A 15,547-nucleotide genomic window follows, 5' to 3' on the forward strand; every position below is an offset into this window, starting at 1 on the left:
CCCTACGACTTCACCGCCGCCCCCGCCTCCCCCGCCGGCTCCGACGCCACCCGCGCCGCCCCCACCCGCGCCTGCTGCTGGCGCGGGATCAGCGAGGCCACCGCGAAGGCCAGCAGCGCCGCTCCGGCGCCCACGGCCAGGACGACCTTGAAGCCGTTCTGGGACGGGAGGGCGTAGCCGCCGAAGTCCGTCGTCATCTGGGCCAGGATCACACCGGCGATGGCGCTCGCCGTCGACGTACCGATGGACCGCATCAGGGTGTTGAGGCTGTTCGCCGCGGCCGTCTCCGACGCGGGCACGGCAGCCATGATGAGCGCGGGCATCGAGCCGTAGGTGAAGCCGATGCCGGCGCCGATGACGCAGGACACCAGGACGAAGTGCCAGACCTCGGACATCAGGACGATGTTGAGGATGTAGCCGGCGGCCACGATCAGGGCACCGATCATCAGCGTGACCTTCGGGCCACGGGCCTTGGACACCGCGGCGGAGACCGGTGCCGTCGCCATCATGACCAGGCCGGACGGTGCCATGACCAGACCGGCGATCAGCATGGACCTGCCCAGGCCGTACCCGGTCTGCGCGGGCAGCTGGAGCAGCTGCGGCAGGACCAGGGACATCGCGAACATCGCGAAGCCGACGGCGATCGAGGCGAGGTTGGTGACCAGGACCTGGCGGCGGGCGGTGGTGCGCAGGTCGACCAGCGGCTGCTCGGTGCGCAGCTCCCACCAGCCCCACAGCAGCAGGATCACGACCGACGACAGGAACAGTCCGATCGTGGTGGCGCTGCCCCAGCCCCAGTCCGCGCCCTTGGAGACCGCCAGCAGCAGGCAGACCAGGCCCGCGGCCATGCCGAGACCGCCCACCAGGTCGAAGCGTCCGCCGGTGCGCACCTTCGACTCCGGTACGAGCGTCAGCATCAGGCCGAGTGCTACGACGCCCAGTGCGGCCGATGTCCAGAACAGGACGTGCCAGTCGAAGTTGTCGGCGATGAGCGCGGCGGTGGGCAGTCCGAGGGCGCCGCCGACGCCTAGGGAGGCGCTCATCATGGCCGTGGCGGAGCCGAGCCGTTCGGCGGGGAGTTCGTCCCGCATGATGCTGATGCCGAGCGGGATCACACCGGAGGCGAGGCCTTGCAGGACCCGGCCGATGATCATCGGGACCAGGGACTCGCTCAGCGCGCAGACCACCGAACCGGCTATCAGCATCACGACACTGACCAGCAGCATCCGCCGCTTGCCGAACATGTCACCGAGCCGGCCGACGACCGGCGTGGCCACGGCCGCGGCGAGCAGCGTCGCCGTGACCGCCCACGCGGTGTCCGAGGCGGGGGCGTCGAGCAGCTTGGGCAGCTCCGGGACGATCGGGATGACCAGGGTCTGCATCAGCGAGACGACGATTCCGGCGAAGGCCAGCACCGCCACCACGGCGTTCGGCCTCGGCGGGGCAGAGCCTGCCGCCTCGGCGGGACGGGCAAGGGCGTCGGACATGACGGGGCCTCCGTAGGAGCGCAATAAGCTTGACCAAGGCAACCTTAAGTCAGTTGATTGACTTAATCAAGCGCCACATTCAACGCCCCTGCACGGCGACGGAGAAGGCGCGGATCAGCGCCCCTCGGAAACGCCCGAGGGCGGCACCCCCTGCGCGAACAGGGAGTACCGCCCTCGGTCGAAGGACAGACGATCAACCGGAGTCGATCAGAAGTCCATGTCACCGCCCGGCATGCCGCCACCGGCGCCGGCGCCGGCACCGGCCTTCTCCGGCTTGTCGGCGATGACGGCCTCGGTGGTGAGGAACAGCGCGGCGATGGAGGCGGCGTTCTGCAGAGCGGAACGGGTCACCTTCGCCGGGTCGATGATGCCTTCGGCGATCATGTCGACGTATTCACCGGTCGCGGCGTTCAGACCGTGCCCGACGGGCAGGTTGCGCACCTTCTCGACGATGACGCCGCCCTCGAGACCACCGTTGACGGCGATCTGCTTGAGCGGGGCCTCCAGGGCGAGCTTCACGGCGTTGGCGCCGGTCAGCTCGTCACCCTCCAGGTCCAGCTTCTCGAAGACCGTGGAGGCCTGGAGCAGGGCCACGCCACCACCGGCGACGATGCCCTCCTCGACGGCCGCCTTCGCGTTGCGAACGGCGTCCTCGATGCGGTGCTTGCGCTCCTTGAGCTCGACCTCGGTGGCGGCACCGGCCTTGATGACGGCCACGCCGCCGGCCAGCTTCGCCAGACGCTCCTGGAGCTTCTCGCGGTCGTAGTCCGAGTCGCTGTTCTCGATCTCGGCGCGGATCTGGTTGACCCGGCCGTTGACCTGGTCGGAGGAGCCGGCACCGTCGACGATGGTGGTCTCGTCCTTGGTGATGACGACCTTGCGGGCGCGGCCCAGGAGGTCCAGGGTCGCGTTCTCCAGCTTGAGGCCGACCTCCTCGGAGATGACCTCGCCGCCCGTGAGGATGGCGATGTCGCCGAGCATGGCCTTGCGGCGGTCACCGAAGCCCGGGGCCTTGACGGCGACGGACTTGAAGGTGCCACGGATCTTGTTGACGACCAGGGTCGACAGGGCCTCGCCCTCGACGTCCTCGGCGATGATCAGCAGCGGCTTGCCCGACTGCATGACCTTCTCCAGGAGCGGGAGCAGGTCCTTGACGGAGCCGATCTTGGAGTTGGCGATCAGGATGTACGGGTCGTCGAGCGACGCCTCCATACGCTCCATGTCGGTGGCGAAGTACGCCGAGATGTAGCCCTTGTCGAAGCGCATACCCTCGGTGAGCTCGAGCTCCAGACCGAAGGTCTGGGACTCCTCGACGGTGATGACGCCTTCCTTGCCGACCTTGTCCATCGCCTCGGCGATGAGCTCGCCGATCTGGGTGTCGGCGGCGGAGATGGAGGCCGTGGAGGCGATCTGCTCCTTGGTCTCCACGTCCTTGGCCTGCTCAAGGAGGGCACCGGAGACGGCCTCGACGGCCTTCTCGATACCGCGCTTGAGGGCCATCGGGTTGGCGCCGGCGGCTACGTTGCGCAGGCCCTCCTTGACCAGGGCCTGGGCGAGAACGGTCGCCGTGGTCGTACCGTCACCGGCGACGTCGTCCGTCTTCTTGGCGACTTCCTTGACCAGCTCGGCGCCGATCTTCTCGTACGGGTCCTCGAGCTCGATCTCCTTGGCGATGGAAACACCATCGTTGGTGATCGTGGGGGCGCCCCACTTCTTCTCGAGGACGACGTTCCGGCCCTTGGGGCCAAGGGTGACCTTGACGGCGTCGGCGAGCTGGTTCATCCCGCGCTCGAGACCGCGCCGTGCCTCCTCGTCGAACGCGATGATCTTGGCCATGTGAAGTGGTCCTCCCGGACTGGGGTGGATTGCTCCGGACCGCGCTGGCGCCCGCGACGGACGGCTCGCCGGCCTGTGGTTCCTTGCCCCACCCGGCCTGCGGGCCTCACCGACCCGGTCCTGGTTGTCACTCTCACCTGCAGAGTGCTAACGCCAATGATTAGCACTCGCCCATGCCGAGTGCAAGCGCTCCTCAGTGATCCTCAGGCGCGGCAAGGGGTCCGGACATGCCGGAGGGCTCGCAACCCATGACTCCCCATGGGAAACGAGCCCTCCGAAGAAGAACAGAAGAACGTCGCTGCAGTCAGTCGGCGCGTGCTTCAGCTGGTCGCCAGACGGACCATGTCCGCCTGCGGCCCCTTCTGGCCCTGCGAGATCTCGAAATCGACTCGCTGACCTTCTTCCAGGGTGCGGTAGCCGTCCATCTGAATCGCGCTGTAGTGGACGAATACATCCGCACCACCGTCGACCGCGATGAAGCCGTACCCCTTCTCCGCGTTGAACCACTTGACGGTGCCCTGAGCCATGCCTAACTCCCCTATTACTGGCCCTTGCACAGATCCACACTTCGCGGATCCGGGTCAGACCTCACCCCCCACGGTTGGGGGCGTGCGCCGGAACGCGTCGACCGCGGCTGAATGTATCTGTCCAACTGCCGTCTGCAACAGGTCAATCGGACGAGAAATCTGGGCGCGATCGGTCGGCGAAATGCGGAGAATTTGTAAAAATCCAGGGCAAGTCGGACCCAATAAAAGGAGCGAATGACGCAAAAGGCCCGCGTACTTTGGCTACTTCTTGTCGGCCGTGCGGGCGGAACTCATATGCGCCCGGCATGAAAGCGCGAGCAGGTTCCCCAACTGTACCGTGCTCAACCATGGAGAATGGCCCCCTCCGCTTCTCTCACGGAGGGGGCCATTCGATGAACAATGCGTGATTCAGCCGCCCGCGACCGCCGGAATGATCGAGACACCGGCCCCGTCCGGCGTCGCCGTCTCCAGCCCCTGCTCAAAACGGACGTCGTCGTCATTGACGTACACATTGACGAACCGCCGCAGCTTCCCCTGATCGTCGAGGATGCGGGCGGCGATGCCGGTGTGGTTCTTCTCCAGGTCGGAGATCACGTCGGCGAGGGTCGCACCCTCGGCGGAAACCTCGGCCGCACCGCCGGTGTAGGTGCGCAGGATGGTAGGGATGCGGACGCTAACGCTCATGACTTGAACCTCCGGTCAGTACAGCGCCCCTTCAGGGGCGCGGGGAACTGCGCGACCAGCCCCCACCGGCCCGCAGACGAAATCAAATGGGACGGGCCCTAGCCCAGACCCGCCTCCCGGAACGAGTCCAGGTTGGGACGAATGGTCGCAGTCAGCCCCGTGCCGGCAACCGCGTCAAGGGTCTTGAGACCATCACCGGTGTTGAGGACGACCGTGGTGAGAGTCGGGTCGAGAACACCGTCCTCGATGAGCTTCTTCGTGACGCCCACTGTCACCCCACCCGCGGTCTCGGCGAAAATACCTTCCGTCCGCGCCAGCAACTTGATCGCATCGACGACCTGCTCGTCCGTCACGTCTTCCACCGCACCGCCGGTACGGCGAGCAATGTCCAGGACATAAGGGCCATCCGCCGGGTTGCCGATCGCCAGCGACTTGGCGATCGTGTTCGGCTTCTGCGGCCGGACGACGTCGTGGCCGCCCTTGAAGGCGATGGAAACCGGCGAGCAGCCCTCGGCCTGCGCGCCGAAGATCTTGTACGGCTTGTCCGCTACGAGCCCGAGCTTGATCAGCTCCTGCAGACCCTTGTCGATCTTCGTGAGCTGCGAGCCGGAGGCGATCGGCACCACGAGCTGGTCGGGCAGCTGCCAGCCGAGCTGCTCGCAGATCTCGTACGCCAGGGTCTTGGACCCTTCCGCGTAGTACGGCCGCAGGTTGACGTTGACGAAACCCCAGCCCTCGCCGGCCGGGTCGCCGATCAGCTCGGAGCAGAAGCGGTTCACGTCGTCGTAGTTGCCCTCGATACCGACGAGCTCACCGCCGTAGACCGCGGCCATGACGACCTTGCCCTGCTCCAGGTCGTGCGGGATGAACACGCACGAACGGAAGCCGGCCCGCGCTGCGGCGGCACCGACAGCACCGGCCAGGTTGCCCGTCGACGAGCAGGACAGCGTGGTGAAGCCGAAGGCGCGCGCCGCCTCCAGCGCCTGCGCCACCACCCGGTCCTTGAAGGAGTGCGTCGGGTTGCCGGAGTCGTCCTTGACGAAGAGCTTGCCGGCGTCGACACCCAGCTCGCGCGCGAGGTTGTCGGCCTTGACGAGCTTGGTCCAGCCCGGGTTGATGTTGGGCTTGTCGGCCACGTCCGCGGGGACGGGCAGCAGCGGTGCGTACCGCCAGATGTTCGCGGGTCCCGCCTCGATCCGCTTACGCAGCTCTTCGGCGTCGTAGGCCGAGAAGTCGTAGGCGATCTCGAGCGGGCCGAAACACTCCTCGCACGCGAAGACCGGGCCGAGGGGTACTCGGTGACCGCATTCGCGGCACGAGAGGGCCGCGGCGGGGCCGAGGTCCACGGTGTGGGTGGTGCTTGCAACTGTCTGCGCAGCCATGTGAGGCGAGGCCCTTTCTCCTCATCTTTCTCACGACGCATCTCGCCGTGAGACGGATTTGGCACCTTCCCTAGCCGGGAGCCTCGCTGTGGAAGACGAGACCGACTGGAGGGTTGCCGGGGCTTCAACGGGCCGTATCCCTCTGCCCCTCTGGATGAGCGGTATTCAGTTGTAGACGCGAACGACCCGCGACATGCGATGGTCATCAGCGTTGTTCAAGACTGTAACCGAAGGCCAGGACAGTTGAGATAGTCGTCCGAACCGCGAGATGGATCACACACCTCCAGTCGTGATCCGCGACAGTGAGGAGCCGCTTACTGTGCTGGAAGAAGTCGAGCGCTGGCTGAGCACACGCTCCTGGTCCCTGACCGATCGCCCGCTTCACAAGATCCTCGCCGCGAAACGCGCCACGGGCCAGACCGTCAGTGTCGTGCTGCCCGCGCTCAACGAGGAGGAGACGGTCGGCGAGATCGTCGCCGTGATCCGTCACGACCTCATGCACCAGGTCCCGCTCGTCGACGAGATCGTCGTCGTCGACTCGGGATCGACCGACCGCACCTCCGAGGTGGCCGCCGCCGCGGGCGCCCGGGTCGTCCACCGCGACGACATCCTGCCGCGCATTCCGGCCGTCCCCGGCAAGGGCGAGGTCCTGTGGCGCTCGCTCCTCGTCACCAGCGGCGACCTCGTCTGCTTCATCGACGCGGACCTGAAGGAGTTCAAGTCGGACTTCGTCTCCGGCATCGTCGGCCCGCTGCTCACCGACCCGGAGGTCGACCTCGTCAAGGGGATGTACGACCGTCCGCTCGGCGGCGCGGCAGGCCAGGGCGGCCGGGTGACGGAACTGATGGCCCGCCCGCTCCTCAACATGCACTGGCCGCAGCTGGCCGGATTCGTCCAGCCGCTGGGCGGTGAGTACGCGGCCCGCCGCTCCCTGCTGGAACAGCTCCCGTTCCCCGTCGGCTACGGCGTGGAGCTGGGCATGCTGGTAGACGCCCTGCATCTGGTGGGCCTCGACGCCCTCGCCCAGGTCGACGTCGGCGTGCGCAAGCACCGGCACCAGGACGGCCAGGCGCTGGGCCGGATGTCGGCCGCGATCTACCGCACGGCCCAGCTGAGGCTGGCCCGCGGGCATCTGATCCGCCCCTCCCTCACCCAGTTCGAACGGAGCGAGGACGGATTCGAACCCCGCACCTACTCCGTGGACACGGAGGAACGGCCTCCGATGGCCGACATCGCCGAGTACCAGTCCCGCAAAGCGGCGTAAATGCGCGCATGGCGTGCGCGTGGCGTAACGGAACGCGCCGGTTGTATACGGCTGATCCGTACGTTTGAGCGGTTCTGGCCTGGGCTAGGTTGAGGCGTATGGCTGCAACCTTCGGTGCTGCGCAGGTACTGGTCGCCTCCAACCGCGGCCCCGTCTCGTACGGGGTGCGCGAGGACGGCTCGCTGCACGCCAAACGCGGCGGCGGCGGGCTGGTGTCCGGTCTCTCCGCGATCGGGCCGGACGCGGACGCCCTGTGGGTCTGCTCGGCCCTCGGCGACGGCGACCGCGAGGCGGTACGGCGCGGAGTCGGCGAGTCCGGTGTGCGGATGCTGGACATTCCGGCCGACGTGCACGCGGACGCGTACAACGGCATCGCGAACTCGGTCCTCTGGTTCGTCCACCACCTGCTGTACCAGACGCCGCTGGAGCCGGTCTTCGACGCGGAGTTCCGGCGGCAGTGGGAGTCGTACGTCCGCTACAACCGCGCGTTCGCCCAGGCGCTGGCGGAGGAGGCGGGGGCCGGAGCGGCGGTGCTGGTGCAGGACTACCACCTGACGCTGGTGCCGGGCATGCTCCGCGAACTCCGCCCCGACCTGCGGATCGGCCACTTCTCGCACACGCCGTGGGCGCCGGTCGAGTACTTCCGCATGCTGCCGGACGACATCTCCGAGCAGGTGCTGCGCGGGATGCTCGGCGCCGACCGGCTGGGCTTCCTCACCCACCGCTGGGCCGACGCGTTCACCGCGTGCGCCGAGGCCCTCGTCGGCGGGCTCGGCGACACCCGGGTCGGCGTGCACGGGCTGGGCGCCGACGCCGACTTCCTGCGCCGGCGCTCGCACGAGACCGACGTCGAGGAACGGATGGCCGCACTGCGGGCCGAGATCGGCCCGGGCCGGCAGACCATCGTCCGGGTCGACCGCACCGAGCTGTCCAAGAACATCGTGCGCGGCCTGCTGGCGTACCGGCAGCTCCTCGACGACCACCCCGAGCTGCGCGGGCGGGTCGTGCATGTCGCGTTCGCGTATCCGTCGCGACAGGATCTCGCCGTCTACCGGGAGTACACGGCCGAGGTGCAGCGGCTCGCGGAGGAGATCAACTCCGGGTACGGCACGGCGGACTGGACGCCGGTCGTGCTGCACGTGAAGGACGACTTCGCCCGCTCGCTGGCGGCGTACCGGCTCGCGGACGTGGCCCTGGTCAACCCGATCCGCGACGGCATGAACCTGGTCGCCAAGGAGATGCCGGTCGTCTCCGACGAGGGGTGCGTGCTGGTGCTTTCGCGGGAGGCGGGGGCGTACGAGGAACTGGGCGAGGACGCGATCACCGTGAACCCGTACGACGTGACGGGCACGGCCGAGGCGTTGTACGAGGCGTTGACGATGCCGGCCGGGGAGCGGGGGGAGCGGACGAAGCGGCTGTCGGCGGCAGCGACGTCACTGCCGCCGGCACAGTGGTTCCTGGACCAGCTGGACGCCCTACCCGATACGGGCCGCCAACTCCGCCAGTAGCCGTACGACCCCCGCCGGACCGTCCACCACCACATCCGCCCGTTCCCTCAGCTCGGTCACCTCGTCGCTGCCGCTGCACACCAGCAGTCCGGGGGTGCCGTCGGAGCGGAGCTCGTCGATGGCGGCGTACGCGGGAAGGTCGCCGAGGTCGTCGCCGGCGTAGAGGACGGACTCGGCGCCGATTTCGCGAGCGTGGTCAGTCAGGGCCGCACCCTTGTCCATGCCCGGTGGGCGTAGTTCGAGGACCAGGCGACCGGGCTCGACGATCAGGCCGTGGCGAGTGGCGAGGTCGGCGAGCGGCTCGCGGAGGGCCTCGAAGGTGGCCTGGGGATCATCGGCACGACGCGTGTGCACGGCTACGGCCCGGCCGCCCTTCTCCTCGATCCAGGCATTGGTCCCGTCCAGGAGCGTCGGCAGCTGCGCGCGGACGGCGGCGACTCCGGGGTGCGGCGGCGGGGCGGTGACGGTGTCGGTGACGGCGTCCCAGCGCTCGGCGCCGTAGTGGCCGAGGACCACGAGATGTTCCAGGCCGGGAACACCGGAGAAGCCGCCGTGCCGGACGGCGACCTCCGCCGGACGCCCGGTGATCACCGCTACGGCAGCCACCTTCGGCGCCAGCGCGGCCAACGCCGGCACCGCGCCCGGATGCGCCCGCGCCCGCTCCGGATCCGCCACGATCGGCGCGAGCGTCCCATCGAAGTCGAGGGCGATCACCGCCCTGCCGGGCCGCTGGAGGATGGCGGCGAGCCCGGCCCGGCCGAGCTGGGTGACGGGGGTCGGCAAGGGTTCGTCTGTAGAGTCCACGGGGCTGCCCATAGGTCGACCATATCCACGCAGGCCGGGTCAGCGCCCCGTCAGGGGCGCGGGGAACTGCGCGACCAGCCACGACGCCGCCGCAGCCAAAAGACGACACACCCCGGCACTACCAGCGGAGCGTCAGCGTTCCGCGCGCCGCGCTTCCCTGACCCTTCTCAGCCTGTTCACCGTCACCGGGTCGTGCGCAAGTGCCCTCGGGTCGTCCAGCAGAGCATTCAGCAGCTGGAAATACCGCACCGGCGCCAACCCCAGCTCCTCCCGTATCGCCCGCTCCTTCGCGCCCGGCCCCGGAAAGCCCCGTCGTTCGAGCGCGAGGATGTCCTGCTCCCTGCGGCCCAGCTGCTCCATGCCCCGCACGCTATCCCCCGCCACTGACAGCGCGCCCGCAGTCACTCGGCACTCGCGGCCGAAACCGCCGTCGCCTGCAGCTGCTTCAGCACCGCCGACGGATTGCCGCCGGAGGCCACGGCCTGCCCGATCCGCTTCTTGACGGCCACGCTGACCTCGGCCCAGGACGTCTTGCCGACCGGATACAGCTCGGAGAGCGGCAACTCGTCCAGGAACGGCTTGAGATCGGCGTCCTGCTTCGCCTCCGACATCGTCGCGGACGCGTCCCGCGTGACCGGCAGCAGGTCGTACTCACGCGAGAAGTCCAGCACGTTCTTCTCGTCGTACACGAAGTCGAGGAAGTCTCCGACCTCGTCGGCGTGCCCGTTCTTCTCGAACGCCGTCATCCAGTCGGCGACCCCCATCGTGGCGTCGCTCTCACCGTCGACGCCGGGCATCGGCACCATGCCGAACTTCACGCCCTTCTTCGCGGCGATCTTCATCAGCGAGGGGTGCCCGTTGAGCATGCCGACGTCCCCCTTGGCGAACGCGGCGAACGCGGCGGCGCGGTTCAGCTCGCCCGGCGCTATGGGCCCGGTCAGGCCCTTGCCGACGAGTTCGTCCTTGAGCCAGGTGAAGGTGTCGACGTTCTGCGCGGAGTCGATGCCGTAGGTGCCGTAGCCGTCGGTGTAGCCGCCCCCGCCGCTGAGCAGCCACTGCATCGTCTCGGCCTGTGCCTCCTCCGGCCCCAGCGGCAGGGCGTACGGGTACTTCACCCCGTCCGCCTTCAGCGCCGCGGCGTCGGCGGCGAGCTGGTCCCAGGTGGTCGGCGGGGTGAGGCCGGCCTTCTTGAAGAGGTCCTTGTTGTAGAACAGCAGCCGGGTGGAGGCGGCGAAGGGCATGCCGTACTGCACCCCGTTCACCTGCCCCGCCTTCGCGAGCTGGGAGGCGAAGCCGGCCTGGGTGGTGATGGAGAGCAGGTCGTCGGCGCGGTAGAGCAGGCCCTTGTCCGCGTAGTCGGCGTACGCACCGATCTGCGCCATGTCCGGGGCTTTGCCGGCGTCGACCAGCTCCTTGACCTTGCGGTCGACGTCGTTCCAGGAGTAGACGCTGACCTCGATCTTCACCCCGGGGTGGTCGGCCTCGTACGCGTCGACCAGCTTGCCCCAGTACTTCTCGGAGCTGTTGGCCGCGCTGTCGCCGTAGTCGGCCGCGACCAGCTTCAGGGTCACCTCGTCCGCGTCACCGCCGAGGCCGCAGCCGCCGAGCACCGCCGTCATGCCCAGAGCGGACACCACCGCGATCGCCCCTGTCCTCTTCCGCCCCTGCACAGCTCTCCTGCCCCACCATCGCGATCGCGCATCACCATCGCGAAAACTTTCGAAAACGTAGCCATAAGGTCTACACCACGCGAGTGGACTAGACCTCTTGTGGGTCCACGGGCCACACTGTCCCCGTGAGACATGTCATCGCCCTCGACGTGGGCGGCACCGGGATGAAGGCCGCCCTCGTAGGGGCGAAGGGCGAACTGCTGCACCGGGCCCGCCGCGCCACCGGCCGCGAGCGCGGACCCGGGGCCGTCGTCGAGAGCATCCTCGACTTCGCCGCGGAGCTACGCGCGTACGGCGACCAGACCTTCGGCGAGCCCGCGGCCGCCGCCGGAGTCGCCGTCCCCGGCATCGTCGACGAGGACCACGGCATCGCCGCCTACTCGGCCAACCTCGGCTGGCGCGACGTACCCCTGCGCGACCTGCTCGCCGCCCGCATCGGCAACGTCCCCGTAGCCCTCGGCCACGACGTCCGCACCGGCGGCCTCGCCGAGGGCCGCATCGGCGCGGGCCAGGGCACCGACCGCTTCCTCTTCGTCGCCCTCGGCACCGGCATAGCGGGCGCGATCGGCATCGAGGGCCGCGTGGAGTCGGGCGCGCACGGCTTCGCGGGCGAGATCGGCCACATCGTCGTACGACCGGCAGGGGCCCCCTGTCCCTGCGGTCAGGTCGGCTGCCTGGAGCGGTACGCGTCGGCGGCGGCGGTGAGCGAAGCCTGGGCGAAGGCTTCCGGGAACCCTGACGCGGACGCGGCGGACTGCGCGAAGGCGGTCGAGGCGGGCGACCCGAAGGCGCAGGGCGTCTGGCAGCAGGCCATCTCCGCCCTGGCCGACGGCCTGACCACCGCCCTCACCCTGCTGGACCCGCGCACACTCATCATCGGTGGCGGCCTGGCCGAAGCGGGGGAAACGTTGTTCACACCGCTGCGGGACGCGGTGAAAGAGCGCATCACTTTCCAGAAGCTGCCGGCCATCGTCCCCGCGGCCCTGGGCGACACCGCGGGCTGCCTCGGTGCCGGCCTGCTGGCCTGGGACCTCCTCGACACAACTGACCGCACGGAGGTAACGACCTGATGGCAACCCCCCCAGGGGCGCGGGGAACTGCGCGACAAGCCCCCACCGGCCCGCAGCCCGCGACGGCGAACGCGCCCCTCATCCTGTCCGGTGCCAACGTGGTCATGCCGACGGGAACCGCCAAAGACGGCTCAGTGATCGTCGACGGCACCCGAATCGCCGCAACCGCCCCGGAAAACGCCCAGGTCATCGACGTAACCGACCACTGGCTGGTACCGGGATTCGTAGACATCCACAACCACGGCGGCGGTGGAGCTTCGTTCACTTCAGGCACGCCAGACGACGTAGTCACCGGCATCCACACCCACCGCCTGCACGGCACCACCACCCTCGTCGCCTCCACCGTCACCGGCGACATGGACTTCCTGGTCCAGCGCGCGGGCCTGCTCAGCGAACTCGCCGAGCAGGGCGACGTCGCCGGCATCCACTTCGAGGGCCCGTTCATCTCACCGTGCCGCAAGGGCGCGCACTCCGAGGAACTGCTGCGGGACCCGGACCCCGCGGAGGTCCGCAAACTGATCGACGCGGCGCGCGGCAAGGCGAAGATGGTCACGCTCGCGACCGAACTCCCGGGCGGCATCGACTCCGTGAGACTCCTCGCCGAGCACGGCGTCATCGCGGCGATCGGCCACACGGACGCGACGTACGAGCAGACGGTGGAGGCGATCGAGGCGGGCGCGACGGTCGCCACGCACCTCTTCAACGCGATGCCGACGCTGGGACACAGGTCGCCGGGCCCGATCGCCGCCCTCCTCGAGGACGACCGCATCACCGTCGAGCTGATCAACGACGGCACGCACCTCCACCCCGCCTCCCTCCAACTCGCCTTCCACCACGCGGGAGCGAGCCGCGTGGCGTTCATCACCGACGCGATGGACGCGGCCGGTTTCGGCGACGGCCGCTACATGCTCGGCCCGCTGGAGGTCGAGGTCAGCGAGGGCGTCGCCCGCCTGGTGGAGGGCGGCTCGATCGCGGGCTCCACCCTCACCCTGGACCGCGCCTTCAAGCGCGCGGTGACGATCGACCGCCTCCCGGTCGAGGACACGGTCACGGCCCTGTCCGCCAACCCGGCCAAGCTGCTGGGGATGTACGACACGATCGGCTCCCTGGAGCCGGGCAAGTACGCGGACCTGGTGATCCTCGACACCGACTTCAACCTGAAGGGCGTCATGCGCCGGGGTGAATGGGTGGTGAATCCCCAACTGGGCTGATCCGTCCGGCAGTCAGCGAGGCGGTGGCCGACCCGGGACTGGGCTCGGCGGCCGTCTCTTTGGCATGATCTGACATCCGGACAGACAGACGGCGAGCGCATTCCGCATTTCATCGGGGGAGGTCGGCCCAGGTGATCCTCACGGTCACGCTGAACACCGCTCTCGACATCACCTATCGCGTACGGGCGCTACGGCCGCACACCACGCACCGGGTGACCGAGGTGACCGAACGCCCGGGAGGCAAAGGCCTGAACGTCGCCCGCGTACTCGCCGCCCTCGGCCACGAGGTGACGGTCACCGGCTTCACGGGCGGCGCGACGGGCCGCGTCATCCAGGACCAACTCACCACCACACCAGGCCTGGTGGACGCCCTCGTCCCGGTCGCCGGCCCGACCCGCCGCACGATAGCCGTCGTGGACGAACAGACCGGCGACACGACCCAGCTCAACGAACCCGGCCCGGTCATCACCCCCGCCGAGTGGTCCGCCTTCCAGGAGGCATACGAGGATCTGCTCCCGTCGGCATCGGCGGTCGCCCTGTGCGGGAGCCTGCCGCCGGGCGTACCGGTGGGCGCGTACGCGGGACTGATCCGGGACGCGAGGGCGGCGGGTGTCCCGGTCCTCCTCGACACCAGCGGCGAACCGCTCCGCCGCGGAGTCGCCGCCCGCCCCGACCTCATCAAGCCCAACGCCGACGAACTCGCCGAGCTCACCGGCTCCCACGAGCCCTTCCGCGCCACCCAGGACGCCCGCCGCCGCGGCGCCCACGCGGTCGTCGCGTCACTGGGCCCCGAGGGACTGCTCGCGGTGACCCCACAGGGCCGCTGGCGCGCAGCCCCACCCACCCCGGTGCACGGCAACCCGACCGGCGCGGGCGACTCCGCGGTCGCGGGCCTGCTGTCGGGCCTCGTCGAGCGCCTGCCGTGGCCGGACCGACTGGCCCGAGCGATCGCCCTGTCGGCGGCGACCGTACTGGCGCCGGCGGCGGGCGAGTTCGACCGAAGGGCGTACGAGGAGCTGGTGGGACGGGTGGCGGTGACCGGGGAAGTCAGCGCTGCCTGACGATCAGGAGTCGACCCAGCCCTTCACCAGCCACACCTGGTCGAGGAGGGCGTCACACTGGTTGCCCTGCTCGCAGGAGATCTTGATGGTGTTGGTGCCCTTGTTGAGCTGGACGTAGTTGTAGGTCTTCGTCCAGCCCTTCTCGAAGTCGCCCTCTGGAGCACGTGCCCAGTTCTTCAGTTCGACGCCCGTGGTCGAGGGCGTGCCGTTGACCGTGAGGGTGGCGCTCTGGTCCTTGCCCGGGACGCTGTAGCCCGTGTACAGGGTGTACTTGCCGGACTTCGGGATGCCGTTGACGGTCCACGTGACCGAGGCGCCGACCGTGTTGAAGCCACTGACGTAGACGCCGCCGTCGGCCTGGGCGCCCTTGACGTCCGAGGCCGTGGCCGCTCCGCCGCCCAGTTGCAAAGCCTTGGCGTCGATCGTCGGCAGTTCCGCCTCACTGCCGGCGTCGCCGCTCGCCGACTGGCTCGGCTCCGCGCTCTGCTCGGCGGACGGCGTGCTGGACGCCCCGCCGCCGTCGGCCTTGTCGTCGCCGTTGCCGTTCATCATCGCCAGGCTGATCCCGATCACGACCGCGGCGACCACCGCGACCGCACCGATCAACAGCCCCTTGGTGTTGGGACCGCGTCCCCGCCCACCGCCGCCATCGCTGTACGCCGGCTGCTGCGGAGACGTAGGAGCCCCGCCGCCGGGAAACGTCTCCGGCGCGGCATAGTGGGCGCTCGGCTGGCCGTGCGCGCCCTGCTGCTGCGGCACGGTCTGGCCGTACTGCGCGGTGGGTGCCGTGGGGACCGATGCCTGCTGGCCGTACTGGCGCTGGCCGACCGAGCGCGCTCTGTTGACGGAGCCGACGGAGCCGGGGTAGCCGTAACCGCCGGAGGGCGGCTGGGCGCCGTTGGCCTGACCGTCGGCGTAGAGGTAGCCGAACGGGTCGTCGTCCTCGGGCGTGCTCGCGCCGTTGTTGCCGGGCGTCATCCCTTGGTCTCCTCAACAGGTGCGGTGCGGATGCAGTGCATAGGGTCAGAATGGCGAGCCTACCC

At 69.3% G+C, this 15,547-nt stretch carries 14 protein-coding genes and 1 riboswitch; of the genes, 5 read left to right on the top strand and 9 right to left on the bottom strand.

Annotation, left to right across the window (positions count from 1 at the left end):
* Positions 1-2 precede the first annotated feature (2 nt).
* The 5 genes from QQY66_RS21345 to thrC all read right to left on the bottom strand — a co-directional run bounded on the left by QQY66_RS21345 (position 3) and on the right by thrC (position 5,916).
* Complete coding sequence (locus QQY66_RS21345) at positions 3-1,487, bottom strand: MFS transporter (RefSeq protein WP_301981954.1); 1,485 nt, start codon at positions 1,485-1,487, stop codon at positions 3-5.
* A gap of 207 nt (positions 1,488-1,694) precedes the next feature.
* Positions 1,695-3,323, bottom strand: coding sequence for a chaperonin GroEL (gene groL / locus QQY66_RS21350; RefSeq protein WP_301981955.1), 1,629 nt, complete (start codon positions 3,321-3,323; stop codon positions 1,695-1,697).
* A 320-nt stretch (positions 3,324-3,643) separates the two neighbouring features.
* On the bottom strand, positions 3,644-3,850 hold the full coding sequence (locus QQY66_RS21355; RefSeq protein ID WP_019057200.1) for a cold-shock protein: 207 nt from the start codon (positions 3,848-3,850) through the stop codon (positions 3,644-3,646).
* 408 nt (positions 3,851-4,258) lie between these two features.
* Complete coding sequence (locus QQY66_RS21360) at positions 4,259-4,534, bottom strand: MoaD/ThiS family protein (protein ID WP_210577855.1); 276 nt, start codon at positions 4,532-4,534, stop codon at positions 4,259-4,261.
* A gap of 98 nt (positions 4,535-4,632) precedes the next feature.
* Entirely contained in the window at positions 4,633-5,916 is a 1,284-nt protein-coding gene (thrC, locus tag QQY66_RS21365; protein ID WP_301981956.1) for a threonine synthase, read from the bottom strand.
* A gap of 18 nt (positions 5,917-5,934) precedes the next feature.
* Positions 5,935-6,077, bottom strand: a riboswitch (SAM riboswitch).
* Positions 6,078-6,235: 158 nt separating this feature from the next.
* Between thrC and QQY66_RS21370 the strand changes: the two genes are divergently transcribed.
* Complete coding sequence (locus tag QQY66_RS21370; RefSeq protein WP_301987438.1) at positions 6,236-7,180, top strand: glucosyl-3-phosphoglycerate synthase; 945 nt, start codon at positions 6,236-6,238, stop codon at positions 7,178-7,180.
* Positions 7,181-7,278: 98 nt separating this feature from the next.
* The gene (locus QQY66_RS21375; RefSeq protein ID WP_301981957.1) at positions 7,279-8,688 is read left to right on the top strand and encodes a trehalose-6-phosphate synthase; all 1,410 of its coding nucleotides are present in this window, start codon (positions 7,279-7,281) and stop codon (positions 8,686-8,688) included.
* On the opposite strand, the gene otsB is transcribed toward QQY66_RS21375, so the two are convergent.
* The 3 genes from otsB to QQY66_RS21390 all read right to left on the bottom strand — a co-directional run bounded on the left by otsB (position 8,656) and on the right by QQY66_RS21390 (position 11,111).
* Complete coding sequence (gene otsB / locus QQY66_RS21380; RefSeq protein WP_301981958.1) at positions 8,656-9,504, bottom strand: trehalose-phosphatase; 849 nt, start codon at positions 9,502-9,504, stop codon at positions 8,656-8,658. The genes QQY66_RS21375 and otsB overlap by 33 nt on opposite strands.
* 120 nt (positions 9,505-9,624) lie before the next feature.
* Entirely contained in the window at positions 9,625-9,852 is a 228-nt protein-coding gene (locus QQY66_RS21385; protein WP_301981959.1) for a DUF3263 domain-containing protein, read from the bottom strand.
* A 41-nt stretch (positions 9,853-9,893) separates the two neighbouring features.
* Entirely contained in the window at positions 9,894-11,111 is a 1,218-nt protein-coding gene (locus QQY66_RS21390) for an extracellular solute-binding protein (protein WP_301981960.1), read from the bottom strand.
* A 176-nt stretch (positions 11,112-11,287) separates the two neighbouring features.
* Between QQY66_RS21390 and QQY66_RS21395 the strand changes: the two genes are divergently transcribed.
* The 3 genes from QQY66_RS21395 to QQY66_RS21405 all read left to right on the top strand — a co-directional run bounded on the left by QQY66_RS21395 (position 11,288) and on the right by QQY66_RS21405 (position 14,504).
* Positions 11,288-12,232, top strand: a complete 945-nt coding sequence (locus QQY66_RS21395) for an ROK family protein (RefSeq protein ID WP_301981961.1) — start codon at positions 11,288-11,290, stop codon at positions 12,230-12,232.
* Positions 12,232-13,443: an N-acetylglucosamine-6-phosphate deacetylase gene (gene nagA / locus QQY66_RS21400; RefSeq protein WP_301981962.1), complete on the top strand. Its 1,212-nt coding sequence runs from the start codon at positions 12,232-12,234 to the stop codon at positions 13,441-13,443. Before QQY66_RS21395 ends, nagA begins: the two co-directional genes overlap by 1 nt.
* A gap of 131 nt (positions 13,444-13,574) precedes the next feature.
* Positions 13,575-14,504 (top strand): 1-phosphofructokinase family hexose kinase, encoded by a 930-nt coding sequence (locus QQY66_RS21405; RefSeq protein WP_301981963.1) that lies wholly within the window; start codon positions 13,575-13,577, stop codon positions 14,502-14,504.
* 3 nt (positions 14,505-14,507) lie between these two features.
* Here the strand turns inward: QQY66_RS21405 and QQY66_RS21410 are convergent, their stop codons facing one another.
* Positions 14,508-15,482 (bottom strand): carbohydrate-binding protein, encoded by a 975-nt coding sequence (locus tag QQY66_RS21410; RefSeq protein ID WP_301981964.1) that lies wholly within the window; start codon positions 15,480-15,482, stop codon positions 14,508-14,510.
* Positions 15,483-15,547: the final 65 nt, after the last annotated feature.

Source organism: Streptomyces sp. DG2A-72, assembly GCF_030499575.1.
Classification (GTDB): Bacteria; Actinomycetota; Actinomycetes; order Streptomycetales; family Streptomycetaceae; genus Streptomyces.

Bases quoted from the DNA above. Each gene is read 5' to 3' on its own strand.
- QQY66_RS21375 (WP_301981957.1), top strand. From the start codon at position 7,279: ATGGCTGCAACCTTCGGTGCTGCGCAGGTACTGGTCGCCTCCAACCGC.
- otsB (WP_301981958.1), bottom strand. From the start codon at position 9,504: ATGGGCAGCCCCGTGGACTCTACAGACGAACCCTTGCCGACCCCCGTC.
- nagA (WP_301981962.1), top strand. From the start codon at position 12,232: ATGGCAACCCCCCCAGGGGCGCGGGGAACTGCGCGACAAGCCCCCACC.
- QQY66_RS21385 (WP_301981959.1), bottom strand. From the start codon at position 9,852: ATGGAGCAGCTGGGCCGCAGGGAGCAGGACATCCTCGCGCTCGAACGA.
- QQY66_RS21410 (WP_301981964.1), bottom strand. From the start codon at position 15,482: ATGACGCCCGGCAACAACGGCGCGAGCACGCCCGAGGACGACGACCCG.
- QQY66_RS21345 (WP_301981954.1), bottom strand. From the start codon at position 1,487: ATGTCCGACGCCCTTGCCCGTCCCGCCGAGGCGGCAGGCTCTGCCCCG.
- thrC (WP_301981956.1), bottom strand. From the start codon at position 5,916: ATGGCTGCGCAGACAGTTGCAAGCACCACCCACACCGTGGACCTCGGC.
- QQY66_RS21360 (WP_210577855.1), bottom strand. From the start codon at position 4,534: ATGAGCGTTAGCGTCCGCATCCCTACCATCCTGCGCACCTACACCGGC.
- QQY66_RS21390 (WP_301981960.1), bottom strand. From the start codon at position 11,111: ATGACGGCGGTGCTCGGCGGCTGCGGCCTCGGCGGTGACGCGGACGAG.
- QQY66_RS21355 (WP_019057200.1), bottom strand. From the start codon at position 3,850: ATGGCTCAGGGCACCGTCAAGTGGTTCAACGCGGAGAAGGGGTACGGC.
- groL (WP_301981955.1), bottom strand. From the start codon at position 3,323: ATGGCCAAGATCATCGCGTTCGACGAGGAGGCACGGCGCGGTCTCGAG.